We start from the raw sequence: 26,110 nt of genomic DNA, 5'->3' as shown, positions 1-26,110 counted from the left end.
ACGTCCGGTGCCGGGCGCACCTCCACCCTCCGCGTCAGCTGCGGCGTACCGCCACGAACCGCACCGGCGTCCCCGGCACCGCCTGGGCCGCCGCCGGGAGGTCGCGGGAGCGGACGACGCCGATCACCGGGTAGCCGCCGGTCGTCGGATGGTCGGCCAGGAACACCACGGGCCGGCCGTCCGGCGGCACCTGGACCGCACCCAGCACCATGCCCTCGCTGGGGAGTTCGCCCGCGCGGGCACGCTCCAGCGAGGGTCCCTCCACGCGCAGTCCGATGCGGTTGCTCGCGGCCGACACGCGATACGCGCGCGAGGTGAACGTCCGTACCGCCTCGGGCGTGAACCAGTCGGCGCGCGGGCCCGGCGTCACCCGCAGGATCAGCTCCGCCGGGGGTGCCGGCTGCGGGGCGACGTCCACACACGCGTGCCGCCCGCGCGGTCGCCCCAGGGCGATCACCATGCCGTCGGAGAGGGGCGGCGGTCCCAGGCCGGACAGCAGGTCGGTGGAGCGGCTGCCGAGGACCTGCTCGACGAGGACGCCACCGGAGACGGCCACATAGGAGCGGACGCCGGAGCCGGCCGACCCCACGTCGAGCAGCGCGCCCGCCGGCACACCGACCGGCGCGCCCCAGGACACCGGCCTCCCGTCCACCGTCACCGGGCAGGGCGCGCCACCGACCGCCACGGTCACCGCGCACCGGGGGCGCAGGGCGCAGCCGGTGAGGGTGGTCTCCAGGACGGCCGCCTCGGGCGGGTTGCCGACCAGACGGTTGACCAGCGCGGCCGTGGGCGCGTCGAGCGCACCGGAACGGGGGACGCCGAGGTGCGCGTGACCGGGGCGGCCCCGGTCCTGCACGGTGGTCAGGGCCCCGGCCCGGACGACGGCGAGCGCACGGTCCGTCATGCGTCCCCCTGCCGTCCGTGGGGGCCGCGGGGTCCTTGGCGGGGCCCTCGGGGTCCCCGGGGGACGAACCGGACGCGCGTGCCGGGCGACAGCAGTGCCGCGGGCACGCGCGTGTGGTCCCACAGCACGGTGTCCGTGGTGCCGATCAACTGCCAGCCGCCCGGCGACGAGCGCGGGTACACGCCCGTGTAAGGACCCGCCAGCGCCACCGAACCGGCCGGGACGGCCGTGCGCGGGGTGTCCCGGCGTGGCACGTCGTACCGCGCGGGAAGGCCGGTCAGATAGCCGAAGCCGGGCGCGAACCCGCAGAAGGCGACCAGGAACTCGGTGTCCGCGTGGAGGCGTGCCACCTCGCGCGGTGCCACTCCCCAGTGCGCGGCCACGTCGGCCAGGTCCGGGCCGTCGTAGCGGACCGGGATCTCGACGACGTGCCCCGCGCGCGGCGGAGCGGGCGGAACCTCGGCGGCGGTCAGTTCGGCCGCGATCCGGGCCCGGTCGGCGAGTCCGTCGAGCAGGACGGTGCGGGCCGCCGGGACGATCTCCCGGGCGGCGAGCGCGCCCTCCGCGCGGCGCCGCAGCAGTTCCGCGTGCAGCGCCTCGGCCTCCTCGCCCGAGGAGACCTCGACCAGCAGGGCGTCGTCGCCGACCGGCAGGACCTTCATGCGAAGGCCTCCACCCGGACGCCCGACGCCTCCAGCCGCTCCCGTACCCGGCGCGCCAGGTCCACCGCGCCCGGCGTGTCGCCGTGCACGCACAGGGAGCGGGCGCGGACCTCGACGACCGCTCCCGACCGGGCGGTGACCGTGCCGGAGCGGGCCAGCTCCACGGAGCGGGCCACGACGGCGTCGGGTTCGGTGACCACGGCGCCCTCCTGCCCGCGCGGCACCAGCGTGGCCCGGTCGGTGTACGCCCGGTCCGCGAACGCCTCCGGCACGGCCGGCAGCCCCGCCCCCGCGGCACGCTCCAGGACGCGCGAGCCGGGCAGCCCGAGGACGGGCAGCGCGCCGCCCGCCAGGAGCACGCCGTCGACGACCGCCGCGGCCTGCTCCTCGTCCCGGACCACCCGGTTGTAGAGGGCACCGTGCGGTTTGACGTACGCCACGCGCGTGCCCGCCGCGCGGGCGAAGACCTCCAGGGCGCCGATCTGGTAGGCCACCTCCGCCGCCAGTTCGGCGGGCGGCACGTCCATGGCCCGCCGTCCGAATCCGGCCAGGTCCCGGTAGGAGACCTGGGCGCCGACCGTCACGCCCCGCTCGGCCGCCAGCTCGCACACCCGCCGCATGGTGGCCGGGTCGCCGGCGTGGAAGCCGCACGCGACGTTGGCACTGGTGACGACGGAGAGCAGGCCCTCGTCGTCGGTGAGCCGCCAGCGGCCGAAACCCTCGCCGAGGTCGGCGTTGAGGTCGATCGAGGTCATGTCTCCAGTGTCTCCGGTCTCGGGCGCCCGCAGGGGCGTCCGGGGTCAGGCGACGCGGTACTGCTCGTCGCGCGCGTCGGTGAGGAACATCTGCCCCGGCGCGTGGGTCAGGGCGAAGGGCGGCCGCGAGGCCATGACGGCCGCCTGAGGGGTCACCCCGCAGGCCCAGAACACCGGGATGTCGTCCGGCTCGGCGTCCACCGCGTCGCCGAAGTCGGGCCGGCCCAGGTCCTCGATGCCGAGCGCCGACGGGTCGCCACAGTGCACCGGGCTGCCGTGCACCGCCGGGAGCAGGCTGGTCTCGCGGATCGCCGCCGACAGGTGCGCGGGCGGCACGGGGCGCATCGACACCACCATCGGGCCGTGCAGCCGCCCCGCCGGACGGCACTGACGCGTGGTGACGTACATCGGGACGTTGCGCCCCTGCTCGACGTGCCGGATCGGGACGCCGGCCGTGGCCAGCGCCCACTCGAAGGTGAAGCTGCACCCGATCAGGAACGTCACCAGGTCGTCCCGCCAGTGCGCCCGCACGTCCGTCGGCTCGTCCACCAGCTCGCCGTCCCGCCACACCCGGTAGCGCGGCAGATCGGTGCGCAGGTCCGCGCCGTCGGCCAGCACGGTGGTCCACGACCCGGCGTCCGTGACGTCGAGCACCGGGCAGGGCTGCGGGTTGCGGGTGCAGAACAGCAGCATGTCGTACGCCCAGTCGGCGGGCACCGAGATCAGGTTGGCCTGGGTGTGGCCTGCCGCGACCCCGGCCGTGGGGCCGGCCAGCCCCTCCCGGAAGAGGGAGCGGGCGGTTTTCGGGCTCCACGCGTGCGCGTGCCGCTCGACAAGGGCGAGTGGCCGGTCCTCGGCCACGTGGTGTGAGTGCTTCACGCCAGTTCCTTTCCTCGCGTCTCCGGCAGCCACAGCAGAGCCAGCGCCGCGATGCCGTAGCCGATGGCACCGAAGACCAGCGCGCCACCCACGCCCCAGCTGTCGGCCAGGAAGCCGACCGTGGTCGGGAAGACGGCGCCCACGGCGCGTCCCGTGTTGTACGTGAAGCCCTGGCCCGCGCCCCGTACCGCCGTCGGGTACAGCTCGCTCAGGTACGAACCGAAGCCGCTGAAGATGGCCGACATGCAGAAGCCGAGCGGGAAACCGAGCATCAGGAGCAGGGTGTTGGCGCCGTCGGGGATGTTGGCGTACGCCAGGATGCAGACCGCCGACAGCAGGGCGAACAGCCAGATGTTGCGTTTGCGGCCCAGCACGTCGGTGAGGTAGCCGCCGGTGAGGTAGCCGATGAAGGCGCCCGAGATGAGGAAGGTCAGATAGCCGCCGGTGCCGACGACCGACAGGTCGCGTTCGTCCTTCAGATAGGTCGGCACCCAGGTGGCGAGGGTGTAGTAGCCGCCCTGGACGCCGGTGGAGAGCAGGCTCGCGAAGAGCGTGACGCGCAGAAGGCCGGGCGCGTCGGCCGTACCGGGCTTGAAGATCGCCGCGAAGGAGCCCCTGCTCGCGCCCTGCTCCCGGATCTCGGTGGCCTTCGGTGCGTCGTGGACGCTGCGCCTGACCCAGACCACGAGCAGCGCCGGCAGCGCACCCGTCCAGAACATGACACGCCAGGCCAGATCGTCGCCGACCAGTGAGAACACCAGCGTGTACACGACCACCGCGAGCGCCCAGCCCACGGCCCAGGAACTCTGGATCGCGCCGAGCGTACGGCCCCGGTGCTTGGCGCTCGCGTACTCGGCCACCAGGATCGCGCCGACCGCCCACTCACCGCCGAAGCCGAGCCCCTGGAGGGCGCGGAAGACCAGCAGCGTCTCGTAGTTGGGGGCGAAACCGCACGCCACCGTGAACACGGCGTAGGTGATCACGGTGAGCAGCAGCGCCTTGACGCGGCCGACGCGGTCCGCCAGGACGCCCGCGAGGGCGCCGCCGATCGCCGAGACGACCAGGGTGACCGTCGTGAGCAGGCCGGTCTGGCCGCTGTCCAGGCCGAAGTACGCGGCCAGCGCCACCATGGTGAGCGGCAGTGTGAAGTAGTCGTAGGAGTCGAGGGCGTACCCGCCGAACGCGCCACCGAAGGCGCGACGGCCGCGCGGGCCGAGGGCGCGCAGCCAGCCGAACGCGCCGTCTTCAGTGGTGTGTTCATCCGTGCCGGGACGTGTCTCGGTGGACAGGGCCCGTGGGGGAGGGGTTGTGCTCATGGGCACCTCGCAGTGGGAGGACGGAGGGTGCGTGCACTTCCTGGCACCGTAGAGGATCGTTCAACGATCCCTCAATACCCCTGTTGTTTCGTTCTGGTATCTGCGATTGAATTCCACGCATGGCAGAGCAGTTGACGGGACTGGCCGACGACCGCGCCCTCCTGGGCCGGACCAGCACCGCCGAGCGGGTCTCGGACATCCTCAGGAGCCGGATCGCCGAGGGCTACTTCCCGCCGGGGACCCGCCTGTCCGAGGACAGCATCGGCGGCGCGCTCGGCGTCTCCCGCAACACCCTGCGCGAGTCGTTCCGGCTGCTCACCCACGAACGCCTGCTCGTCCACGAGCTGAACCGGGGCGTCTTCGTCCGGGTCCTGACCGTCGAGGACGTCGAGGACATCTACCGCACCCGCTCCCTCGTCGAGTGCGCCGTCGTACGCGGCCTCGGCGAGCCCCCCTACGGCCTCGAAGGGCTCGCCGAGGCCGTCGAGGACGGGCGGCGGTCGGCCCGCGAAGGTGACTGGAAAGCCGTCGGTACGGCCAACATCCACTTCCACCGGGAACTGGTCGCCCTCGCCGGCAGCGAACGCACCGACGAGCTGATGCGCAGCGTCTTCGCCGAACTGCGCCTCGCCTTCCACGTCGTGGACGACCCGCGACGCCTGCACGAGCCGTACATCGCACGGAACGCGGAGCTCCTGGCGGCCCTGGAGAACGGCGAGCGCGAGACGGCGGAGCGCCTGCTCGCGGTCTACCTCGACAACTCGCTGAAGCGCGTCGTGGAGGTCTACCTGCGGCGGGTCGGGGACGACGGCTAGGTCCACCCCCGGTGCCGTGCCCGCGCGGCCGGTGGCCTGCCGCGTCGGGGCGCATCTGCGTCGTTTGGGTCGATGTCAGACCGAGGACCTAGTCTGTGCACCGTGACTTCGCCTGCACCGACGGACAGCGTTCCGCCCCAGCTCAGCGCGGGGCCGCGCCCTGCCCCGGGCCCGGCCGCCGACGAGGGACTGGCGCGGCGGCTGCGCGCGCTCGCCTGCACGGCGCCACTGCACGACCTCGACGCCCGCAAGGCCAACCTCGCGGGCGAGTACTCGGTGTACGGCATGGCCGAGGTCGCCCTCGCCGCCATCGACCTCGTCACGCTGAACATGGACTTCGACACCGGCGCCGACCACGACCAGATAGTGGCCAGGCTCATCCCGCGCGTCGCCGCCCAGGCCCCGCGCCGTCCCGCCGCCGAGCACGAGCGGGTGGCCCGCTGGGTCCTGGAGAACCTGATCAACGTCGGCAGCGTCGACCGCGGCTTCCGCGCGGTCTACGGCACCTTCGGACCGGACGGCACCTACGTCCGCCGGGACTACGACTTCAAGCTCCTGGAGGAGGTCCCCGGCCCCGGCGGCACCGTCTACCTGCGCACCACGGACGAGGCGGTCAACGTCCTGGTCGGCGCCCTGGACACCGACGTCACCAGCGCCCAGATCGCCGCCGAGGTCAAGCTGGAGGTGCTGATCAGCCGTGGCCGCCTCGCCGACGCCCAGCTCGCCGCCGAACAGGCCCGGTACCGGACCGTGCAGTACTCCGAGACCCTGCGCCGGGCCCTGGACGCCACCCGGCGCAACGTCCGCGCGGTGGACTGGCTGAGCGCCGTCCCCGACATGATCGCCGAGGCCCTGGACCACGTCGCCGACCGGTACCGGCACGAGAACGCGATCCTCACCAACATCCGCAGGGCCCGCGACGAGTCCGAGGACCACGAGCACAAGCGCCGCGCGGCCGAGCTGGTCGACATCGTCAAGGACTGCATCCGCCGCCACACCCAGCTCCAGTCCCGTCTCCTGGAGGCCGGCCCCCTCTTCCGCGCCGAGCAGGACCGGCAGGCCTTCGCCACCCCCCTGGCCACCTCCGGCCTCGATCTGTACGGCCATCTGGTCGCCCCCGTCCTGCCGTTGCCCCTGGAGCGGGCGCTGCGCGTCACCGACGCCTTCTTCGCCCGCGGCACCGGACTGCGCACGCCCGTCTCCGTCCGGGTCGGCGACCTCGTCGACATACTCCTGACCCCGCCGGTGGAGCGGGAGCACCTGGGCGCCGAGATGCCGGAACCCGACCTGATCGCCACCCCGGACGACAGCCGCTTCAGCGAGGAGCAGCTCGCGGCCGCCATGGAGCTGCTCGACCTCCCGCACGACGCCCCGCGCCGGCTGTCGGGACTGCTGGCCGACGCCCGCGCCCAGGACCCCGAACTGCCCTACCTCGTCGCCCTGCTGGCCGTGCACGCGGCCAGCCCGCCGGTCGGCACCGCCTACCGGCAGGGCGAGCCGAAGCTGCTGTTCGCCGTGGACGACGGCACCGAGCTGGACGACCACGAGTTCGGCGGCGCCGACCTCATCGTCGGCACCGCGCTGCTGGACGCGGCGGGCATGGCCGCGGCCCGGACGGAGGCGGCATGACCGTCTTCCACCGCCCCACCCCCCGGCGATCCGAACGCCACGAGCGGCAGCACAGCGACGAGCGACAGCACAGCAAGGAGTACCGACCGTGACCGAGCACGTCGACCGGAGCGAACCGGAGGCGGGTGCCGCGCCGGCCACCGCGGCCGTCACGCCCGCCGACGCCGCCGACGCGGCGCGGCTCGTCGCCTTCGGCCTCCAGCCCAAGCTGCTGCCCGCCCGCGACCAGGAGTACGCCGACCTGCTGCGCCGGTACCGCGAGGACCCGCCCTTCGCGCGCCTCGCCGACGCCGTCGCGGCCGGCCTCGGACTGATCGTCCTGGAGGTGTCCCCGCGCGCGGGCATGGCCGTCACCGCCGCCGAGGACTCGGTGTTCGCCGTCCGCATGGGCGACTACGCGCGCCGCGCCGCCACCGACTCCGGCGACCGTTTCCTGCACGGCCTCGCCCACCTCGCCGTCGCCGCCATGGCCTACCCGCGCCCCGAGGACCTCGCCGACGACGGCTACATCGGCCGCGTCACGGTCAACGGCGTGGACGCCTTCGTCCGCCAGGCCTGCCGCCGGCTGGAGGAGCGGGCCGACGAGCAGGGCGAGAACACCGACCCGGCCACCGACGCCCCCGGCCTGGAGGCCGCCTGGCGGATCTGGGCCAGACGCAGTTCGACCGGCGCCACCAAGGACGCCCGCAGACTCCCCGGCTCCACCACCGGCATCGTCGGCAAGGCCGCCGCGTTCCTCACCGAGTCCGGCTTCCTCCAGCGCACCGGCGACGACAGCGGCGGCACGTACCGCACGACGGCGCGCTACCAGCTCCAGGTGCGCGACATGGCGGGCAGCGCCGCCATGGCCGAGCTGCTGGACCTGGGCATCGTCCCGGTCACCGACGGCACGGCGACGCTGCTACCCGCCGAGGAGACGGAAGACCTGGAGCTGGTGGCCGACGCCGGGCTGCCGTTCCACTCGCCCTGACCCCGCGGACCGCGTCCCACCGCGTCCACCGCCCCCGTCCTCCCGACTTCCCCGACTTCCCGAAGACTTACGAGAGTCCGCCATGTACGAGCTGTCCCGGGTCCGCCTCTACTCCATCGGACCCGCCGGTGCGCGCTACGCCGACACCGTGCTTGACCTGCGCGGTGTGGGCGAGCCCGTGCCCGACCCCGCGCCCACGCAGGCGGAGTTCTTCGAGAAGGAGCCGGTCGGCCCGCCGCGCCGGCCCGCCCCCGCGGGCGTGCTGTTCCTGGAGAACGGCGGCGGCAAGTCCGTCCTGCTCAAGCTGATCTTCTCGGTGATGCTGCCGGGCCACCGCAACACCCTGGGCGGCGCCAGCTCCGGCGTACTGCGCAAGTTCCTGCTCGCCGACGACTGCGGACACGTCGCGCTGGAGTGGCAGCACGTGCAGAGCGGCGAGTGCGTCGTCGTCGGCAAGGCCAGCGAGTGGCGCGGGCGCCAGGTCTCGGGCGACCCCCGCAAGTTCGCCGAGGCCTGGTACTCCTTCCGGCCCGGGCCCGGACTGACCCTGGACAACCTGCCTGTCGCCGAGGCCACCGCCGTACGCCCGCCCGTGGAGGGCGTCTCCGGCGCCCAGGGCAGGCGGCGCACCATGAAGGGGTTCCGGGACGCGCTCACCGAGGCCGCGAAGGCCTACCCTCACCTGGAGGTGCACTGGGAGGAGATCCACGACCGCTGGATCGAGCACCTCGGCGACCTCGGCCTCGACCCCGAACTCTTCCGCTACCAGCGTGAGATGAACGCCGACGAGGGCGAGGCCGCCGGCCTCTTCGCCGTCAAGAAGGACGCCGACTTCACCGACCTGCTGCTGCGCGCCGTCACCGACACCCGCGACACCGACGGCCTCGCCGACCTGGTGAGCGGATTCGGCAACAAGCTGGGCCGGCGCGCCGAGCTGATCGCCGAACGCGACTTCACCGCCGGGTCCGTCGAGCTGCTCGGCCGGATCGTCGAGGCCGCCGAGGTCCGCACCCGCGCGCGGGACATCCACACCGCGGCCGAACGCCGGACCAGGACCCTCGCCCGGCGGCTCACCGCGCGCGGCGCCCAGGAGCGGGTCAGGGCCGGCGATCTCGCCCAGCGGGTCACGGCCGCCGCCCGCGCCGTCACGCACGCCGAGTCGGCCCGCGACCGCAGCGCCCTCATCGCCGCCGAACTCGCCTACCGGCACGCCTCGCTGGCCCTGACCGGGGCCGAGAAGTCCGCCGCCGCCCAGAAGCGCGAACTCGCCGACGCACGCACCCTGCACTCCGCCTGGCAGGCCGCCGAGGCCGTACTGCGCCACCGCGCCGCCGCCGACCGCATCGCCCGCGTCTCCGCCGCCATCCAGGAGGCCGAGCGGGACGCGGCCCCCGCACTCGCCGCCCGCGCCAAGGCCGCCGTCGACCTCGTCCGCGCCCTGCACGCGGCGGCCGGGAGGGCCGAGGGCCACGCCAACGAGGAGGAGGAGCGGTCCGCCGCCCTCCACGAGGTCAGCGACGCGGCGCACCGCGACTCCACCACCGCCGCCACCGAGGCGCAGCGCGCCCGCAGCGAGGTCGGGCACCTGCGCCAGCGCCTTACCGAGGTCGAGCAGGAGACCGCCGAAGCGGTCCGGGCCGGCTGGCTCGACGACAGCGCGCCCGACGCCGACCCCGCCCGCGCGGCCCTCGCCGCCAGCGACGCCGAGAAGAGCACCGTCGCGGCCTGGGACACCGCCCGTGAGTCGGCACGCCGGGGCACGGAACACGCGCGCGAGACGGCGTCCGCCGAGAGCCGCGCCGAACTGACGGCGGCCCGCGCGGCCGACGCCGCCACCGCGGCCGAACGCGCCCACGAGGCCGAGCGCCGCACGGCCGAGGCGCTGGTCGTCGAGGAACGCCTCGCGGAACTGCTCGGCCTCGCCGCCGGCACCCGCCCCGGCATCCCGCACCCCCGCCAGGACGCGGACCATGACCCCGTCGCCGCGCCCGCAAAGGCCGACGGCGCCCTGACGCCCCAGGAACTCGACCGCTTCGCCGACGAACTGCGCGAACTGCTCGACGACACCGTCTCCTCCGCCGAACGCCAGCTGTTCGACCTGCGCACCGCCGCCGCCGACGACTCCCGCATCCTCGGCGCGCTCGGCGACGGCGGACTGCTGCCGCCCGGCCCCGACGTACTGGCCACCGTGGAGTACCTGGGCGAGCACGGCATCCCCGCCCTGCCCGGCTGGCGCTACCTCGCGCAGGCCGTCGACCCCGCCGACCACACGCGCGTGCTGGCCGCCCGGCCCGAGCTGGTCGACGGCGTCATCATCACCGACCCCGACTCGCACACCCGCGCGCGTGACGTCCTCGGCGACGCGGCCCTGCTCCCCCGCTCCGCCGTCGCCGTCGGCACCGCCGCCGCCCTGCTCGCCCCCACCCCGGCCCACGACTCCGACGCCGGGGACGTCTTCCTCGTACCGCCGAACCCCGCGATGCACGACGAGCACGCCGCCGACGAGGAGCGGCACGCGCTGCGCGCGCGGGCGACACGGCGGGACGAGGAGATCCGCACCCTCGCCGCCCGGCTCGGCAAGGACCGCGAGCTGGCCGCCCGGCTCGCCTCCTGGCGCACCGGCTGTCCCGCCGGACGCCTCGCCGAACTGGCCCGGACCGCCGAGGAGGCGCGCGCCTTCGCCGACGAGGCCGAGGCCGAACTGACCGAGGCGCGCACGGCGCGGACCGAGGCGGACGAGACCGCCGCCGAGGCCGTGCACCTGCGGGACGAACGGCAGGAGGCCGCGCAGAAGGCCCGCCGCGCCGCCGACGCCCTCGCCGGACTCGCCTTCCGGCTGCGCGAACGGGCCGGCTGGCAGGTCCGCCTGCGGGAACTGGCCGACGAGGGCGCCGAGGCCGAGGCCCGCGCCCAGGTCTGCCTGGACCGGGCCCGCGCGGCCGACGAGGACCGCCGCGCCGCCCAGCGCGCCGCCGACGACGCCCGCCGCACCGCCCGCGCGCTGCGCGCCGAGCGCTCCGAGATCGCCGGCGCCCCCGACGACGTACCCGAGGACGGACCGGACACGCCCGGGAGCGGCACGGACGCGCCGAAGGCGTCCCTGCCGGACCTGCGCGAGGCCTACCGCGCCGCGTCCCAGGTGTACGAGAAGGTCGGCGTCGGCGCCGACCTGCGGGCCGAACAGGCCCGCGCCGAGAGCGACGAGAGCGCCGCGCGCGGGGACCTGGACCGGCTCAGCAACAAGGTTCGCACCCGCGCAGGCCAGCTCCTGGAGTCGCCCGACGGCTCCGACGGGCCGTCCCGGCAGGCCGCCGCCGCGCGCGCCGAGGAGCTGGTGCAGCTCCTGGAGACCCGCATGTCGAGCGCGAGCGAACAGCTCGGCCGCCTGCGCGGCGAGGCCGAACGGCACGCGCCCGAGGAGGGCGACGCCCACACCGAGCTGCCCGAGGAACTCCTCCCGCGCGACGCCGACCACGCCCAGACCCTGCTGCGCACGGCCGGCGCCGAACTCGCCTCCCATACCGAGGCGCTCACCCAGGCCCGCGACGCCCACGCCGAACTGCTCGACGCGCACCGCGCCGCCGAGGACGGAGCCGGCGGCTTCGACGAGATCGCCGCCATGCTCCGCGACCTGCTGCGCGAGCACGCGCCCGACGAGGAGCAGGAGGAGCCCGATCCGTATCCGGGAGGTCTGGAGGAGGCCCGGCAGTCGGCCGGTGAGGCCCGCCGTTCGCTGCGCGGCTGCGCCGCCGACCTGTCCGCCGCCGAGGCCGGGGTCCGCGAGGCGAGCGACGTCCTGGTCCGGCACGCCAACTCCACCCGCTACGAGCAGGTCCGCACCCCCGCGCGGCAGCAGATCCGGGAACTGCCCGCCGCCACGCTGCCCGAGCACGCGGCCAAGTGGGCGGACGCCTTCGCGCCCCGGCTCCGCGTCCTCACCGACGAACTGGCGCAGTTGGAGCGCAACCGCGACTCGATCGTGGACCGGCTGCGCGGCCTGGTCGAGTCGGCCCTGGCCACCCTCCGCTCCGCTCAGCGGCTCTCCCGGCTGCCGGAAGGGCTCGGTGAGTGGTCCGGGCAGGAGTTCCTGCGCATCCGCTTCGAGGAACCCGACCAGGCCACCCTCACCGAACGGCTCGGCGAGGTGGTCGACGACGCCACCCGCGCCGCCGTGAAGAAGAACTCCGACCTGCGCCGCGACGGCATGTCCCTGCTGCTGCGGGGCGTCGCCGCCGCCCTGGCACCGAAGGGCGTCGCCGTCGAGATCCTCAAGCCCGACGCCGTACTGCGCGCCGAACGCGTCCCCGTCGGACAGATGGGCGACGTGTTCTCCGGCGGCCAGCTGCTCACCGCGGCCATCGCCCTGTACTGCACGATGGCCGCGCTGCGCAGCAACGACCGGGGCCGCGACCGGCACCGCCATGCCGGCACCCTGTTCCTCGACAACCCCATCGGCCGCGCCAACGCCACCTATCTGCTGGAGCTCCAGCGGGCCGTGTCCGACGCGCTCGGCGTCCAGCTGCTGTACACCACGGGCCTGTTCGACACGACCGCGCTCGCCGAGTTCCCGCTGGTCATCCGGCTGCGCAACGACGCCGACCTCAGGGCCGGCCTGAAGTACATCAGCGTCGAGGAGCACCTGCGGCCCGGCCTGCCCAAGCCTGCCCCGGCCGCCGAGGGTGAGGCCGAGCCGGTGCACAGCGAGATCACCGCGACCCGGATGTTCAAGCGCCCCGCCCAGTCACCCTCTCAGTCATCCGCCTAGCCGTCCCGTCGCGTCCTGTACCGGCCCGCCGAGCCGCGCCAGCAGCCACTCGTGGAAGATCCCGATGTGGTGTTCGGTCGGCACCAGCACGCCGCCCGCGCGGTAGGCGCGGGACGACATCGCCGGCTGGGTCCGCTCGCACGCCTCGAAGTCCTGCGTGTTGACGCGGTGGAACAGCTCCACCGACCGTGAGAGGTCCGCCCCCGACGCCACCACGTCGGGGGCGTACAGCCAGTCGCACTCGACGACCGTTCGGTCCTCGGCGAGCGGGAACATGCGGTGCAGGATCACGTGGTCCGGTACGAGGTTGACGAAGACCGTCGGCCTGACGGTGACGGCGTAGTAGCGGCGGTCCTGGCTCTCCGCCACCTCGGGCAGCCGGCCGAAGCCCTCGCCGCCGTCGACCGTGAAGCCCTTGACCTCCTCACCGAACTCGGCGCCGTGGCCCACGTAGTACTGGGCGGCGTAGCCGTCGGCGAACTCGGGCAGGACGTCGATGAGTTCGGGGTGGATGGTGGCGCAGTGGTAGCACTCCATGAAGTTCTCGACGATCAGCTTCCAGTTCGCCCGCACGTCGTACCTGACGCGTCGCCCTAGTGCCAGCCGCTCCGTCCCGTAGCGTTCGATCGCCGCCGGGTCGCCGAGCCGTTCGACGACGGCGCCGCGCACGGTCTCCTCGAAGGAGGGCGGCTCGTCGGCCAGGCACACCCAGGCGTAGCCGAGCCATTCGCGCAGGGCGACCTCGGCCAGGCCGTACGCGGCGCGGTCGACGTCCGGCATCTTCGTGAGACCGGGCGCGGCGACCAGCCGGCCGTCGAGGTCGTACGTCCACGCGTGGTACGGGCACTGGAGGTTGCGGCGCACCTCGCCCGACTCCTCCAGGCACAGCCGCGCGCCGCGGTGCCGGCAGATGTTGAGGAAGGCGCGCAGTGCGCCCGTGCGGGTGCGGGTGACGACGACGCTCTCGCCGCCGACCTGCACGGTGCGGAAGGCGCCCGGCCGTTCCAGGTCGGCGCCGCGGACGGCGCAGAACCACAGCGACTCGAAGACCTGCCGTTGTTCCTGACGGAAGATCTCCGGGTCGGTGTAGTAGTGGCCCGGCAGGGTCGCGATGAGGCTGGGGGGCAGGGGGGTCGTCGTCACGTGCTGGCTCCTCGGGCGGGCGCGGCGGTGAGGCGAGCGGGGTCGAAGAGACCGATGGGGTGCGCGGTGGCGCCGGTCAGGGCCAGGTCGGCGAGGATCTCGCCGACGACGGGCACGAACTTGAAGCCGTGCCCGGAGAATCCGCAGGCCACGGTGACCGATCCGGGATGCGCGGGATGGCGGGCGATGACGAAGTGCTCGTCCGCGGTGGTGGTGTACATGCAGGTGGCGGCCTTGAGGAAGGTGCCGGGCAGGTCGGGGAGACGGCCGGACATGTGGTCCGCCATGGCCTGGACCTCGTGGTCGTGCACGGTCCGGTCGATGGCTTCCGGGGTGGTGGCCTGTCCCTTGCGGAAGAAGGCGACCTTGGCGCCGCGGTCCGGCCCGTCGATGGCGGGGAAGCCGTAGACCTGGACGCCGGTCGTGTCCTCCCAGACGTAGATCGGCTGGTTGGCAGGAAGGAAGGGGCCGATGCCGTTCCGGGGCTGGAACCAGTACATGACCTGCCGCTCCACCGTGAACGGCACCCCTAGGTCGGCGAGCAGCCGCGGCGCCCAGGCGCCCGGGCAGATCACCAGCTGGGCGGCGGTGTAGGTGTTCTCGGCGGTGTGGACGCGGACGCCGTCCCGGTACGGCTCCCAGCGCGTGACCGGTTCCTCGAAGTGCAGGTCGGCGCCCTGCCGGGTGGCAAGCTGGAGATGGGCGGCGACCGTGTTCTCGGGGCGCAGCAGACCGGCCTTGGCCTCGTACAGGGCGACCTCGTCGTCCCGCGGGGCGAGCGTCGGGAACCGGCGGCGGATCTCCCGCGCGTCCAGCATCTCGTGCGGCAGGTCCCACTCGCGGGCCGACCGCAAGGAGCCGGACACGGTCCAGGAGTCGGGCCGGCCCACCATCACGCCCCCGCACAGGAGGGCGATGTCCCGGCCGGAGGCCCGCTCCAGGTCCGCGTACAGCTCGTAGGCGCGCAGCAGCAGGGGAACGTACGCCGGGTCCTCGAAGTACGACTGGCGGGTGATCCGGGAACCGCCGTGGCTGGAGCCCCGGTTGTGCACGGGGCCGAACCGCTCCAGGCCCAGCACGCGGGCGCCCCGCGCGCTCAGGTGGTGGGCGGCGGCGCCGCCCATGCCGCCGAGACCGATGACGATCACGTCGTAGGTGGGGGACAAGAAGGGCCTCCTGGCGTCCTAGCGGCGGATACGGGTCATCCTCGGGTCGAACAGCGGCTCCTCGGCGACCGTGGCGGGCACCTTCTCGCCGAAGTACTCCACGTGCACACCGGTGCCGGTGGCGAGGCCGGCGGGGAGCCAGGCGTAGGCGACACAGCGGCCGAGTGTGTAGCCGTACGAGGCGCTGGTCACGTACCCGGCGGGCGCGCCGTCCACGTGCACCGGCTCCTTGCCGAGGACCACGGCCGCCGGGTCGTCGAGCAGCAGCGGCGTCAGGCGCCGGCCGGGCTCGCCCGCGCGTGCCAGCGCGGCCCTGCCGACGAAGTCCGCCTTGTCCATGCGGACCGCGAAGCCGACGCCCGCCTCGTACGGGTTGTCCTCGTCGGTCATGTCCGTGCCCCAGGCCCGGTATCCCTTCTCCAGGCGCAGGGAGTTGAAGGCCGAGCGTCCGGCGGCGATCACGCCGAGGTCCCGGCCGGCCTCCCACAGCGTGTCCCAGAGCCGCAGGCCGAGGTCGGCGGTGGTGTACAGCTCCCAGCCCAGTTCACCGACGTAGCTCAGGCGCATCGCGGTCACCGGGACGTGGCCGACATACGTCTCCCGCGCGCGGAAGTAGCCGAACGCCTCGTGCGAGAAGTCGTCCGCCGTCAGCGGCTGGACGAGGTCGCGGGCGAGCGGGCCCCAGACGCCGACGCAGCAGGTGCCGGAGGTGATGTCCCTGATGTGCACGCCGTCGGGCGCGTGACGCAGGAGGTGGTCCAGGTCGGCGGGGGAGTTGGCGCCGACCTGGAAGCGGTCGGGGGCGAGGCGGGCGACGGTGAGGTCGGAGCGGATGCCTCCGGACTCGTCGAGGAGGAGGGTGTACGTGACCGCGCCGGGTTTCTTGCGGAGGTTGTTGCTGGTCATGCGGTCCAGGAAGGCGAGGGCGCCCGGCCCGGTGACCTCCAGGCGGCGCAGCGGCGTCATGTCGTACAGGGCGACCCGCTCGCGGGTGACCCGCGCCTCCGCCGCCGCGATGGGCGACCAGTGGCGGGCCGACCAGGCGTCGCGATCGGGAAGGCGCGGGTCCTCGGAGAGGCCGGCGTTGGCCTCGTACCAGTGCGGGCGCTCCCAGCCGCCGCCCTCCAGGAAGTACGAGCCGAGTTCCCGCTGCCGGACGTGGAACGGGCTGACCCTGAGCGGACGCGGCCGCTCCATCGGCTGGAGCGGGTGGATCACGTCGTACACCTCGGTGAACTGCTGCGCGCCGCGCTCGCGGACGTACGCCGGTGAACGCTGCGCCTCCTCGAAGCGCGTGAGGTCGCACTCGTGGACGTCGAGCGACGGGCGCCCGTCCACCATCCACTCGGCGACGGCCCTGGCGACACCGGCCGAGTGGGTGACCCACACCGCCTCCGCCAGCCAGAAGCCCCGCAGGTCACGGGACTCGCCGAGGACCGGCATGCCGTCCGGGGTGAAGGAGAAGACGCCGTTGAAGCCCGACTCGACGTCGACGTCGCGCAGGGCGGGCATCAGCTCGCGGCAGTCCTCCCAGCTCGGCGCCCAGTCCTCCGGGGTGAAGGGGTACGACGAGGGCATGTCCATGTGCCGGGCGCGTGACTCGTCGTAGCCGGGCACGGCGAACGGGTCGACGGGCAGCGGACGGTGGGCGTAGGAGCCGACGCCGAGGCGGTCGCCGTGCTCACGGAAGTACAGGTCGCGGTCCTGGAAGCGGAGGATCGGCCTAGACGCCTCCTCCGTGGCACCGCTCAGCTCGGCCAGCGGAGCCGTCCTCGCGTACTGGTGGGCCAGTGGTTGCAGGGGCACGTCGACGCCGGCCATGCGGCCGACGACCGGTCCCCAGAACCCGGCGGCGGAGACGACGTGGTCGGCGGGGAAGGTGCCGCGGTCGGTGACGACGCCCGTGACCCGGCCGTCGTGCCGCTCGATGCCGGTGACCGTGTGCCGGTCCAGGAAACGGGCGCCCCGCGCGGTGGCGCGGTCCAGCTGGGCGCGGCAGGCGGGCAGGGCGCGGGCCAGCCCGTCCCCGGGGGTGTGGAAGCCGCCGAGGACCACCGACTCGTCGAGGAGCGGCCAGAGTTCCTTGCAGCGGGCGGCGTCGACGATCTCGCCGTGCACGCCCCAGGAGGCGGCGTAGCCGGCCCTGCGGTGCAGGTCGGCGAGGCGCTCCGGTGTGGTCGCCAGCTCCAGGCCGCCGACCCGCTGGAAGCACGTGGCGCCGTCCCACGTGAGGGAGGTGAACTTCTCGACGGTGTACCGGGCGAACGCCGTCAGGGTGCGCGACGGACTGGTCCGGAAGACGAGGCCGGGCGCGTGCGAGGTGGAGCCGCCGGGCGCGGGCAGCGGGCCCTGTTCGAGAACGGTGACGTCGGTCCAGCCGCGCGCGGTCAGTTCGTCCGCGAGGGAGCAGCCGACGACGCCCGCGCCGATGACGACCACGCGGGGCGGGGTCCGCGGGCCGTGGGCGCTCACAGGACCACCACCGAGCGCAGCACCTCGCCGCGGCGCATCCTGCCGAACGCCTCCTCCACCCGGTCCAGCGTCGTCGTCTCCGACACGAAGGCGCCCAGGTCGAGCAGCCCGTACAGGTACTGGTCGATGAGGAAGGGGAAGTCGCGGCTCGGCAGACAGTCGCCGTACCAGGACGACTTGATCGCACCGCCGCGCGAGAACACGTCGATGAGCGGCAGTTCGACCGTCGTGTCCGGTGTGGGCACGCCGACCTGGACCAGCACTCCGGCGTGGTCACGCATGTAGAAGGCCTGGCGGAACGTCTCCGGGTGCCCCACGGCGTCGATCGCGATGTCCACGCCGTGGCCGTCGGTGAGGGCGCGGACCGCCTCGACCGGGTCCGTGCCGCGGGAGTCGACGGTGTGTGTCGCGCCGAACCGTTCCGCCCGGTCCAGCTTCCGGCCGTCCACGTCGACTGCGATGATCTTCATGGCGCCGTTCAGGGCGGCACCGGCGATCGCCGCGTCGCCGACGCCGCCGCAGCCGATCACGGCGACCGAGTCGCCGCGGCCCACGCCGCCGGTGTTGACAGCGGCGCCGTAACCGGCCATCACCCCGCAGCCGACGAGACCGGCCGCCTCGGGCCGGGCGGCCGGGTCGACCTTCACCGCCTGACCCGCGGCGACCAGCGTCTTCTCGGCGAAGGCGCCGATGCCGAGGGCGCCGGTCAGCGGGGTGCCGTCCAGCAGGGTCATCGGGCGGGCGGCGTTGCGCGAGTCGAAGCAGTACCAGGGGCGGCCGCGGCGGCAGGACCGGCAGCCACCGCAGGGCGCCCGCCACGCCAGCACCACGTAGTCGCCCGGCGCGAGGTCGGTGACGCCCTCGCCGACCGACTCGACGGTGCCGGCCGCCTCATGGCCCAGCAGGAACGGGAAGTCGTCGGTGATCGCGCCCTCGCGGTAGTGCAGGTCCGTGTGACAGACCCCGCAGGCCTGCACCGCGACCAGAACCTCGCCGGGCCCCGGGTCCGGGACGACGATCGTCTGCACCTCGACGGGTGCGCCCCTCTTCACAGCGACTACGGCACGGACCTCGTGTGACACGAGAAGCTCCTCTGCTGTTGCGCATTGCACGATGGGTTGCGCGATGAGAAACATAGTGGGAACGCCGTGGAGGGGCCGTCAAGAGGTACGGGTTAACCCTTGGCAAAAGGAGCGGGCGCCGGGCGCGGGGTGCGAAACACACCGGACACAGGACGGCGCGGGACCCGGGCCCAGGGAGGGAGATCGGGTACCGCGCCGTCGGACGGGACGTCAGCGGGCTTGCCCCGCGGGGTGGGAGGGCTCAGCCGCCGTAGCCCATGCGGCGGGACAGCTCGACGCCCGCCGCCAGCGCGCGCTTGGCCAGGTCCGGCAGGTGATCCGGCGTCAGCCGGTACACCGGGCCCGAGACGCTGATCGAGGCGATCACCTTGCCGTCGTGCGAGCGCACCGGCGCCGCCACCGCCGCGAGCCCGATCTCCAGCTCCTCCTGCGTGATCGCGTAACCCTGCTCGGTCACCGTCTCCAACTCGCCGCGCAGCACCGCCGCGCCGGTGACGGTGTGCTCGGTGAACCGGTGCAGCGGGCGGGCCAGCAGCCCCTCGCGCAGGGTGGTCGGCAGATGGGCGAGCAGCACCTTTCCGCTGGCGGTGGCGTGCAGCGGGGTGCGCCGGCCGAGCCAGTTCTGCGCGGTGACGGAGGCGGTGCCGCGGGCCTGCATCACGTTGACCGCCGCGTCGTCGTCCAGCACCGCGATGTTCGACGTCTCGCCGAGTTCGTCGGCCAGCTCACGGCAGACGGGCACGCCCTCCTGCGAGATGTCCAGCCGCACGGCCGCCGCCCCCGCGAGGCGCAGCACGCCGGCGCCCAGGTAGTACTTGCCGCGCTCCTTCTCCTGCGCCACCAGACCGCGGTTCTCCAACACGCCGAGCAGCCGGAACGCCGTGGACTTGTGAACATCCAGCTCGTCGGCGATCTCGGTGACACCCGCCTCCCCGAGCCGGGCGAGGATCTCCAGCACGGTCACGGCGCGGTCCACCGACTGCACGCCGCTCACCGCGCCTCTGCCTGGCTGCTTGTTCTCCACGTGGTCCTCACCGGGGTCTGGCTGCTGCTGTGTGCGGGTCATGGCTCAACTCTCACCACCTGGCGGCCCGATCGGGCCGCATCTGCGGGAAGCCCTTGACGCCACGGGCGCCCGCCCGGATTCTGTTGCGCATAGCGCTCTCCAGTGCGCCATGTGAAACATCATGTTACCGAAGCGTCCGGATCCCGGAAGGGTACGCGTTCCGCACCCCGCCGAACCACGCGTTCCGGACCGAGAGGGGAGCCCATGATTCCCGTCTGCCGTCTCGAAGACCTCCCCAAGGGCGAGTCCGCCCGCGTCGAGACGAATCCGCCGATCGCCGTCTTCCACACCGACGACGGCGATCTCTACGCCATCGACGACACCTGCAGCCACCAGGACGCCTCTCTCTCCGAGGGCTGGCTGGAGGGCTGCCTGGTCGAATGCCCGCTGCACGCCGCCTCGTTCGACCTGCGCACGGGCCTGCCGACCTGCCTTCCGGCCCGGCGGCCGGTGCGCACCTACCGGGTCAGCGTCGAGGACGGCTTCGTCCACGTCCACCTCGCCGCGGAGGAGGGCAGCGCCGCATGAGGACCGTGACCGTGGTCGGCGCCTCCCTGTCCGGCCTGTACGCCGCCCGGGAACTTCGGGCCCAGGGGTTCGACGGACGGCTGGTGGTGGTCGGCGACGAACCCCACCCGCCCTACGACCGGCCGCCCCTGTCCAAGGAGTTCCTCACCGGCCGGGCCGACGAGGAGCACCTGGCGCTCACGGACGCCGAGGAGACCGCCGACCTGGACGCCGACTGGCTGCTCGGGGTCCGTGCCCGCGGTCTGGACGTCCGCGGGCGGACCGTGCTGCTCGATGACGGCCGCACCGTGTCCACGGACGGCGTCGTCGTCGCCACCGGCGCCTCGGCACGGCGCCTGACCGGCGGCGGTCTCGCCGGGGTCCACACCCTGCGCACCCTGGACGACGCCCGCGCCCTGCGCGCGCGACTCACCCGCGGTCCGCGCCGGGTGGTCGTGGTCGGGGGCGGCTTCGTCGGCGCGGAGACCGCGTCCTCGTGCGCCGCCCTCGGCCATGCCGTCACCGTCGTCGAGGCCGCCGCGATGCCGCTCGTGCCGCAACTCGGCGCCGAACTGGCCGCCGTGTGCGCCACCCTGCACGGCCGTGCAGGGGTCGGGCTGGTCACCGGAGCGTCCGTGGCCGCCCTGCGCGGCACGGCGGCCGTCACCGGGGTCGACCTCAGCGACGGACGGACGCTGCCCGCGGACGTGGTGATCGTCGGCATCGGTGCCACGCCCAACACCGCCTGGCTGGCGGGCTCGCCGCTGCTCCTGAACGACGGCGTCCTGTGCGACGACGGCTGCGTGACCGCCCTGCCGCAGGTGGTCGCCGTGGGCGATGTGGCCCGCGTCGGCGGCACGCGCGCGGAACACTGGACCTCCGCCACCCTGCAGCCCAGGGCCGCGGTGCGGAACCTCCTCGCCGGACGCACGGTGGAGAGCGCGAGGTCGGTGCCGTACTTCTGGTCCGACCAGTACGGCTCCCGCCTCCAGTTCGCCGGCCGGCGCCGGGACGGCGACACCGTGCGCATCGCCGAGGGCCTGATCGCCGACGGCGCGCCGTCCGAGGGCGGCTTCCTCGCCCGCTACGAACGAGACGGGCGTACGACCGCCGTGCTCGCCGTGGACCGGCCCCGCCCCTTCATGCGGGCCCGTCGCGAACTCGCCGCCGAAGAGGCGGGTATACCGGTGACCGCCGGCGGGGCGAGGCCGGACGCGCTGTGAGGCGTGCCCCGCCGAGGGACGTGGGTGGAGCCACCCGCCGAGCGTGCGGTGCGTCGCGGCCCGCGCGGGTGCCGAGCGCGGGCGGGTGCCGAGTGTGGACGGCCGGCTCAGGGCCGGAGAGCCGCAGCGCCGGAGAGCCAGAGAGAGGCAGCCGGAGTGCCGGAGTGCCGCTCAAGGGTGTGACAGCCGGCCCGCGCCACCGCCCCGCCGGCGTATCCGCTCCTGGCTCCGCTCGGCGGACCGCTCCTGTCGCCGGGCCCGGCGACGCTCGCGCCGCATGGCCCGCGCGGTGCTGCTCGGCTCCGACACCACGCCGTGCCGCTGGTTCCAGACCTGCCGCGTCACCCACACGTCAAGGACGCCCCAAGTGGCCACCACCGTGCCCGCCACGCTGCCGATCACCATCGGGAACGCCAGCCAGGACTCCGCCATCGTGCAGAGGAAGGCGACCATTGCCAGTATCAGCGTCACGGCGACGACGATCACCGCACGCACGGCCGCCGTGCGCACCGGATCCGGCAGCCGACGCCGCCGCGCGGGCTCCTCCCGCCACAACGGCCGGTAGCCGGACGGCTGCTCGCGCGCCGCCCGCCTCCCCGGTCCCTCCGGCCGGTCACGCGCCGGTCTGCCCCTACCGGCTGCCAGAATGTCGCGATCCGGCGCCTCGGGGACCGATCGGGCGGTCACCCGGGCCGCACCGCCGTCCTCGGGCGCCCCGCGCCGCTCCGCCGTGCCCATCGACATGTCACTCCCCACCGCCAGCAGACAGCTCGACCGTGTCCCACGACACGGCTCCCCTCTGGCTGCCCGGCTTGCGCTGCTTTACGCCGCCCAGAGGCGGGATGCGGCTCCTGTGGCCGATTCCGCCTTCATTTCCCGTAGTGAACGACGAACGACGTGCCCTCAAGATTCCCGAAAGACCCGCGCAGTCGAAGAATTTCGGCCAATCCGCCCGGCCGAGCCGGAACCGAACCCTCCCCGCGCGCCCCGATCCCGGGAGGCAATCTCCCGCAATGACCGGACAACTGACCATCACCTCCCCCTGGCGCAGAGGTTCGTCCGCCGGACGGGCCTTCGAGATACCTGTGCGTCAGTAGTAGGCTCGCGCCGTTTGTTGACGCACATGTGTACCCCCTGCCGCAGGGGGGTCGAGCTGGGGGAGGCCATGCGCTTTCGCGGGAAGTCGATCCGCCGGAAGATCGTGGCGCTGCTTCTCGTGCCGCTGGTGTCCCTGACCGCGATCTGGGCGTTCGCCACGGTACTCACGGGACGCGAGGCGGAACGGCTGTTCAGCGTCTCCACCGTCGTCGAGGAGATCGGCTACCCGATCGAGGACACCGTCCGTGTCCTCCAGCAGGAGCGCCGCCAGACTCTCGTCCACCTCGCCGACCCGCGCGCCTCCGACGGGTTCGCCGCCCTCCAGCGCAGCCGCACCGCCACGGACGACGCCGTCGCCGAGATCCGCCGCAACGCCGCCGACGCCGGCGTCCGCGACGACCTGGGACCGGCCGAGGAGGAGCGGCTCACCGCCGTACTGGACGCCTTCGACGGCATCGGCTCGCTGCGCCGCAGCGTCGAGGACGGCACCGTCGACCGCGCGCAGGCGCTCGGCCTCTACAACCGCCTGGTCGACCCCTGCCACGACCTGCTCGCCGGCCTGAACGTCGTCGACAACGTCGGTCTGGACAAGCAGTACCGTGCGCTCGTCAACCTCTCCCGCGCCCGCGAACTGCTCTCCCGCGAGGACGCCCTCCTGGGCTCCGCCCTGGTCACCGGCCGGCTCACCGGCGCCGAGATCCGGGACGTCTCCGACCTCGTGGCGCAGCGCACCCTGATGTACGGCATCAACCTGCCGCTGCTGCCGTCCGCCGAACGCGGCCGCTACGAGCGTTTCTGGAAGAACGCCTCCTCCGCCCCGCTGCGAACCGCCGAGGAGGCCGCCCTCTCCGCCGGGGCCGGGACGCCCCGCGGCGTCACCGCCAAGAGCTGGGACACCGCCGCGGGCGGCGTCCTGGAGGAACTCGGCGCCCTCGACGACCACGCGGCCGACCGCTACCAGGACCGGGTCGACCCGGTCGCGACGAACGTCATCGCCAAGGTGGTCATCGCCGGCGCGCTCGGCCTGATCGCGCTGCTCTACTCCCTCTTCCTCTCGGTACGCGTCGGCCGCTCCCTGATCCGCGACCTCAAGCAGCTGAGACTGGAGGCCCACGAGGCGTCCGGCGTCCGGCTGCCCAGCGTCATGCGCCGCCTCTCGGCGGGCGAAGAGGTCGACGTGGAGACCGAGGTGCCGCGCCTGGAGTACGACAGGAACGAGATCGGCGAGGTCGGCCAGGCCCTCAACACGCTGCAGCGGGCCGCCGTGGAAGCCGCCGTCAAGCAGGCCGAACTCCGCGCCGGCGTCTCGGAGGTCTTCGTCAACCTCGCGCGCCGCAGCCAGGTGCTGCTGCACAAGCAGCTCACGCTGCTGGACACCATGGAGCGCAGGACCGAGGACACCGAGGAACTCGCCGACCTGTTCCGCCTGGACCACCTGACCACGCGGATGCGCCGGCACGCCGAGGGCCTGGTCATCCTCTCCGGCGCCGCCCCGTCCCGGCAGTGGCGCAAGCCCGTCCAGCTCATGGACGTGGTGCGGGCCGCCGTCGCCGAGGTCGAGGACTACGAGCGCATCGAGGTCCGCAGGCTGCCGCGGGTGGCCGTCACCGGACCGGCGGTCGCCGACCTGACCCACCTGGTGGCCGAACTCCTGGAGAACGCCACGGTGTTCTCGCCACCGCACACCGCCGTCCAGGTCCTGGGCGAGCGCGTCGCCAACGGCTTCACCCTGGAGATCCACGACCGCGGCCTCGGGATGGCCGCCGACGCCCTCCTGGACGCCAACCTCCGGCTCGCCGAGACCCCCGAGTTCGAACTGTCCGACACCGACCGGCTCGGCCTGTTCGTCGTCAGCCGGCTCGCCCAGCGGCAGAACGTCCGGGTCTCCCTCCAGCCCTCCCCGTACGGCGGCACCACCGCGGTCGTCTTCGTGCCCGACGCGCTGCTCTCGGACGACGCCCCCGACACCAACGGCGTCGGCTTCCGCCTCGACCGTCCCCAGCACGTCAAGGAGAAGGGGCGGGAGGAGAGCCGTCGTTCGGCCCTGTCCCACGTGCCCGCGCGGCTGCCGGAGCGGCCGGCCGCGCTGCTGGACGGACCGGTGGAACTGGAGGCGCCCGTCGACCTGGACGCCCTCGACGGCCTGCCGGGCGGGCTCGACGACCAGGACGGCGAACGAGGCGGCCTGTTCCGCCCGCGCCGCTCGCTCGCCGCTGCCGACGACGACCGGTCGGGCCAGGACGACGACCGGGCCGACGCGGACGCACCCCTCCCGCTGCCCCGCCGCCGCACCCCCAAGCTGGTCAGTTCGCACGGCCGCCCGGTCCCCGCACGGGACCCCCGGGACAGCGCGGACGATCAGCCCCCGGCGGACGCGGACGCCGACGGTACGCGCATCCCGGCCGCACCGCGGGCACGAGCGGACGAACCGCCCGCGCTGCCCTCCCGCCGGCGACGCGGACACCCCGCGGGCCGTGACGGCGGCGGAACCCCCGGAGGCGGCCGCGCCGACGGCCGGGACGCCGACGCCGCGGAGTCCGGTGCGCTGCCCCGGCGCGTACGGCAGGCCAACCTCGCGCCCCAGCTCCGGCAGGGCCCCGAACCGTCCGCAGAGGACCGCTCCGACCCCGCCGACCGTGACGCCGACGAGGTCCGCAGCCGGATGGCCTCACTCCAGCGCGGCTGGCGGCGCGGGCGTGAGGAGAACGCCGCGGGTGACGACGTCCCCGGCGGCACAGCACCAAGAGCACCACGAGGAACGACAGAGGGGGACGGTCGATGACCGCACCGAAGGCGACCGGCCACAGCGCGACCAAGTCCGGGGAGCTGAACTGGCTCCTCGACGACCTGGTGGACCGGGTCGCGAGCATCCGCAAGGCAGTCATCCTGTCCGGCGACGGCCTGGCGACGGGCGCGTCCAAGGACCTCACCAGGGAGGACAGCGAGCACCTGGCCGCCGTGGCGTCGGGCTTCCACAGCCTCGCCAAGGGCGTGGGCCGCCACTTCGAGGCGGGCAGTGTCCGGCAGACGGTCGTCGAACTCGACGACGCCTTCCTGTTCGTCACCGCCGCCGGCGACGGCAGTTGCCTCGCCGTACTCTCGGACGCCGACTCGGACGTCGGCCAGGTCGCCTACGAGATGACCCTCCTCGTCAAGCGGGTCGGCGCACACCTGGCCACCGCTCCACGCACCGATGTGCCCTCGGGCGGGTAAGTGGGATGACATGAGCGCAGACGGTCAGGGAAGAAACCACTGGTTCGACGACGAGGCCGGCCCCGTCGTCCGTCCGTACGCCATGACGCGCGGTCGCACCACCAGCGCGGCCCAGCACCGCCTCGACCTGATCGCGGTGGTCGTCACGGAACCCCACGCGGACGACCCCGAGGCGGACGTCACCCTCTCGCCGGAGCACGTGGACATCGTCGGGCTGTGCCGGGAGACCCCGCAGTCGGTCGCCGAACTCGCCGCCGAACTCGACCTGCCGGTCGGGGTCGTACGTGTCCTGGTCGGCGACCTCGTGGACGTCGACCTCGTCCACGTCAACCGGCCCGTACCCCCGGCCGAACTGCCGGACGAGAACATTCTGCGCGACGTGATCAACGGACTGAGGGCACTGTGACACCTCCCGCCGGCACGTCGAGCGGCACGTTAAGGAGAA

20 protein-coding genes are annotated in these 26,110 nt (G+C 73.8%); 9 read left to right on the top strand and 11 right to left on the bottom strand.

Features of this window, described 5'->3' with window-relative positions:
• Positions 1 to 34 precede the first annotated feature (34 nt).
• From ACFWR9_RS03135 to ACFWR9_RS03115, 5 genes are read right to left on the bottom strand one after another with little or no spacing between them, the layout of a single operon-like run.
• Positions 35 to 904, bottom strand: a complete 870-nt coding sequence (locus ACFWR9_RS03135; protein WP_383834650.1) for a biotin-dependent carboxyltransferase family protein — start codon at positions 902 to 904, stop codon at positions 35 to 37.
• Complete coding sequence (gene pxpB, locus ACFWR9_RS03130) at positions 901 to 1,566, bottom strand: 5-oxoprolinase subunit PxpB (protein ID WP_383834647.1); 666 nt, start codon at positions 1,564 to 1,566, stop codon at positions 901 to 903. Before pxpB ends, ACFWR9_RS03135 begins: the two co-directional genes overlap by 4 nt.
• Complete coding sequence (locus ACFWR9_RS03125; RefSeq protein WP_383834644.1) at positions 1,563 to 2,321, bottom strand: LamB/YcsF family protein; 759 nt, start codon at positions 2,319 to 2,321, stop codon at positions 1,563 to 1,565. The genes pxpB and ACFWR9_RS03125 overlap by 4 nt, the downstream gene beginning before the upstream one ends.
• Positions 2,322 to 2,366: 45 nt before the next feature.
• Complete coding sequence (locus ACFWR9_RS03120) at positions 2,367 to 3,200, bottom strand: putative hydro-lyase (protein ID WP_383834641.1); 834 nt, start codon at positions 3,198 to 3,200, stop codon at positions 2,367 to 2,369.
• Entirely contained in the window at positions 3,197 to 4,516 is a 1,320-nt protein-coding gene (locus ACFWR9_RS03115; protein WP_383834638.1) for an MFS transporter, read from the bottom strand. Before ACFWR9_RS03115 ends, ACFWR9_RS03120 begins: the two co-directional genes overlap by 4 nt.
• Positions 4,517 to 4,635: 119 nt before the next feature.
• Here ACFWR9_RS03115 and ACFWR9_RS03110 point away from each other — a divergent pair, with 119 nt between their 5' ends.
• The 4 genes from ACFWR9_RS03110 (at position 4,636) to ACFWR9_RS03095 (ending at position 12,695) form a co-directional block, all read left to right on the top strand.
• A complete protein-coding gene (locus tag ACFWR9_RS03110) occupies positions 4,636 to 5,331 on the top strand; it encodes a GntR family transcriptional regulator (RefSeq protein WP_383834635.1) in 696 nt (231 codons plus the stop codon).
• 102 nt (positions 5,332 to 5,433) lie between these two features.
• The gene (locus ACFWR9_RS03105; RefSeq protein WP_383834632.1) at positions 5,434 to 6,960 is read left to right on the top strand and encodes a hypothetical protein; all 1,527 of its coding nucleotides are present in this window, start codon (positions 5,434 to 5,436) and stop codon (positions 6,958 to 6,960) included.
• A gap of 88 nt (positions 6,961 to 7,048) precedes the next feature.
• On the top strand, positions 7,049 to 7,930 hold the full coding sequence (locus ACFWR9_RS03100; RefSeq protein WP_383834630.1) for a hypothetical protein: 882 nt from the start codon (positions 7,049 to 7,051) through the stop codon (positions 7,928 to 7,930).
• Positions 7,931 to 8,012: 82 nt separating this feature from the next.
• On the top strand, positions 8,013 to 12,695 hold the full coding sequence (locus ACFWR9_RS03095; RefSeq protein ID WP_383834627.1) for a hypothetical protein: 4,683 nt from the start codon (positions 8,013 to 8,015) through the stop codon (positions 12,693 to 12,695).
• Here the strand turns inward: ACFWR9_RS03095 and ACFWR9_RS03090 are convergent.
• From ACFWR9_RS03090 to ACFWR9_RS03070, 5 genes are all read right to left on the bottom strand, one after another.
• On the bottom strand, positions 12,684 to 13,838 hold the full coding sequence (locus ACFWR9_RS03090; protein WP_383834624.1) for an SRPBCC family protein: 1,155 nt from the start codon (positions 13,836 to 13,838) through the stop codon (positions 12,684 to 12,686). The two genes, ACFWR9_RS03095 and ACFWR9_RS03090, sit on opposite strands and share 12 nt — an antisense overlap.
• Positions 13,835 to 15,004, bottom strand: a complete 1,170-nt coding sequence (gene solA / locus ACFWR9_RS03085) for an N-methyl-L-tryptophan oxidase (protein ID WP_383834621.1) — start codon at positions 15,002 to 15,004, stop codon at positions 13,835 to 13,837. Before solA ends, ACFWR9_RS03090 begins: the two co-directional genes overlap by 4 nt.
• Before the next feature lie 18 nt (positions 15,005 to 15,022).
• Entirely contained in the window at positions 15,023 to 17,476 is a 2,454-nt protein-coding gene (locus ACFWR9_RS03080) for an FAD-dependent oxidoreductase (RefSeq protein ID WP_383834618.1), read from the bottom strand.
• Entirely contained in the window at positions 17,473 to 18,558 is a 1,086-nt protein-coding gene (locus ACFWR9_RS03075; RefSeq protein WP_383834615.1) for an S-(hydroxymethyl)mycothiol dehydrogenase, read from the bottom strand. The genes ACFWR9_RS03080 and ACFWR9_RS03075 overlap by 4 nt, the downstream gene beginning before the upstream one ends.
• 241 nt (positions 18,559 to 18,799) lie before the next feature.
• Positions 18,800 to 19,543 (bottom strand): IclR family transcriptional regulator, encoded by a 744-nt coding sequence (locus ACFWR9_RS03070; protein ID WP_383835036.1) that lies wholly within the window; start codon positions 19,541 to 19,543, stop codon positions 18,800 to 18,802.
• Positions 19,544 to 19,828: 285 nt separating this feature from the next.
• On the opposite strand from ACFWR9_RS03070, the gene ACFWR9_RS03065 reads away from it, so the two are divergent.
• Both ACFWR9_RS03065 and ACFWR9_RS03060 read left to right on the top strand, forming a co-directional pair.
• A complete protein-coding gene (locus tag ACFWR9_RS03065) occupies positions 19,829 to 20,152 on the top strand; it encodes a bifunctional 3-phenylpropionate/cinnamic acid dioxygenase ferredoxin subunit (RefSeq protein WP_383834613.1) in 324 nt (107 codons plus the stop codon).
• Positions 20,149 to 21,354, top strand: coding sequence for an NAD(P)/FAD-dependent oxidoreductase (locus tag ACFWR9_RS03060; protein WP_383834610.1), 1,206 nt, complete (start codon positions 20,149 to 20,151; stop codon positions 21,352 to 21,354). Before ACFWR9_RS03065 ends, ACFWR9_RS03060 begins: the two co-directional genes overlap by 4 nt.
• A 171-nt stretch (positions 21,355 to 21,525) precedes the next feature.
• On the opposite strand, the gene ACFWR9_RS03055 is transcribed toward ACFWR9_RS03060, so the two are convergent.
• Positions 21,526 to 22,092 (bottom strand): hypothetical protein, encoded by a 567-nt coding sequence (locus tag ACFWR9_RS03055; RefSeq protein ID WP_383835034.1) that lies wholly within the window; start codon positions 22,090 to 22,092, stop codon positions 21,526 to 21,528.
• Between the two features lie 427 nt (positions 22,093 to 22,519).
• On the opposite strand from ACFWR9_RS03055, the gene ACFWR9_RS03050 reads away from it, so the two are divergent.
• Genes ACFWR9_RS03050 through ACFWR9_RS03040 form a run of 3 tightly spaced genes read left to right on the top strand, consistent with a single transcriptional unit; the run spans position 22,520 to position 26,071 of the window.
• Positions 22,520 to 25,234 (top strand): nitrate- and nitrite sensing domain-containing protein, encoded by a 2,715-nt coding sequence (locus ACFWR9_RS03050; protein ID WP_383834607.1) that lies wholly within the window; start codon positions 22,520 to 22,522, stop codon positions 25,232 to 25,234.
• The gene (locus ACFWR9_RS03045; protein WP_383834604.1) at positions 25,231 to 25,665 is read left to right on the top strand and encodes a roadblock/LC7 domain-containing protein; all 435 of its coding nucleotides are present in this window, start codon (positions 25,231 to 25,233) and stop codon (positions 25,663 to 25,665) included. Before ACFWR9_RS03050 ends, ACFWR9_RS03045 begins: the two co-directional genes overlap by 4 nt.
• Before the next feature lie 10 nt (positions 25,666 to 25,675).
• Positions 25,676 to 26,071 (top strand): DUF742 domain-containing protein, encoded by a 396-nt coding sequence (locus ACFWR9_RS03040; RefSeq protein WP_383834601.1) that lies wholly within the window; start codon positions 25,676 to 25,678, stop codon positions 26,069 to 26,071.
• Positions 26,072 to 26,110 lie beyond the last annotated feature (39 nt).

This window comes from Streptomyces sp. NPDC058534, assembly GCF_042717365.1.
In the GTDB taxonomy this organism is placed as follows: Bacteria; Actinomycetota; Actinomycetes; order Streptomycetales; family Streptomycetaceae; genus Streptomyces.
This window is presented reverse-complemented; position numbering and strand designations above follow the sequence as displayed.

Excerpts from the sequence above, each read along its gene's own strand:
- ACFWR9_RS03060 (WP_383834610.1), top strand. The coding sequence starts at position 20,149 with ATGAGGACCGTGACCGTGGTCGGCGCCTCCCTGTCCGGCCTGTACGCC.
- ACFWR9_RS03125 (WP_383834644.1), bottom strand. The coding sequence starts at position 2,321 with ATGACCTCGATCGACCTCAACGCCGACCTCGGCGAGGGTTTCGGCCGC.
- ACFWR9_RS03040 (WP_383834601.1), top strand. The coding sequence starts at position 25,676 with ATGAGCGCAGACGGTCAGGGAAGAAACCACTGGTTCGACGACGAGGCC.
- ACFWR9_RS03115 (WP_383834638.1), bottom strand. The coding sequence starts at position 4,516 with ATGAGCACAACCCCTCCCCCACGGGCCCTGTCCACCGAGACACGTCCC.
- ACFWR9_RS03050 (WP_383834607.1), top strand. The coding sequence starts at position 22,520 with ATGCGCTTTCGCGGGAAGTCGATCCGCCGGAAGATCGTGGCGCTGCTT.
- pxpB (WP_383834647.1), bottom strand. The coding sequence starts at position 1,566 with ATGAAGGTCCTGCCGGTCGGCGACGACGCCCTGCTGGTCGAGGTCTCC.
- ACFWR9_RS03065 (WP_383834613.1), top strand. The coding sequence starts at position 19,829 with ATGATTCCCGTCTGCCGTCTCGAAGACCTCCCCAAGGGCGAGTCCGCC.
- ACFWR9_RS03110 (WP_383834635.1), top strand. The coding sequence starts at position 4,636 with ATGGCAGAGCAGTTGACGGGACTGGCCGACGACCGCGCCCTCCTGGGC.
- ACFWR9_RS03135 (WP_383834650.1), bottom strand. The coding sequence starts at position 904 with ATGACGGACCGTGCGCTCGCCGTCGTCCGGGCCGGGGCCCTGACCACC.
- ACFWR9_RS03045 (WP_383834604.1), top strand. The coding sequence starts at position 25,231 with ATGACCGCACCGAAGGCGACCGGCCACAGCGCGACCAAGTCCGGGGAG.
- ACFWR9_RS03095 (WP_383834627.1), top strand. The coding sequence starts at position 8,013 with ATGTACGAGCTGTCCCGGGTCCGCCTCTACTCCATCGGACCCGCCGGT.
- ACFWR9_RS03055 (WP_383835034.1), bottom strand. The coding sequence starts at position 22,092 with ATGGGCACGGCGGAGCGGCGCGGGGCGCCCGAGGACGGCGGTGCGGCC.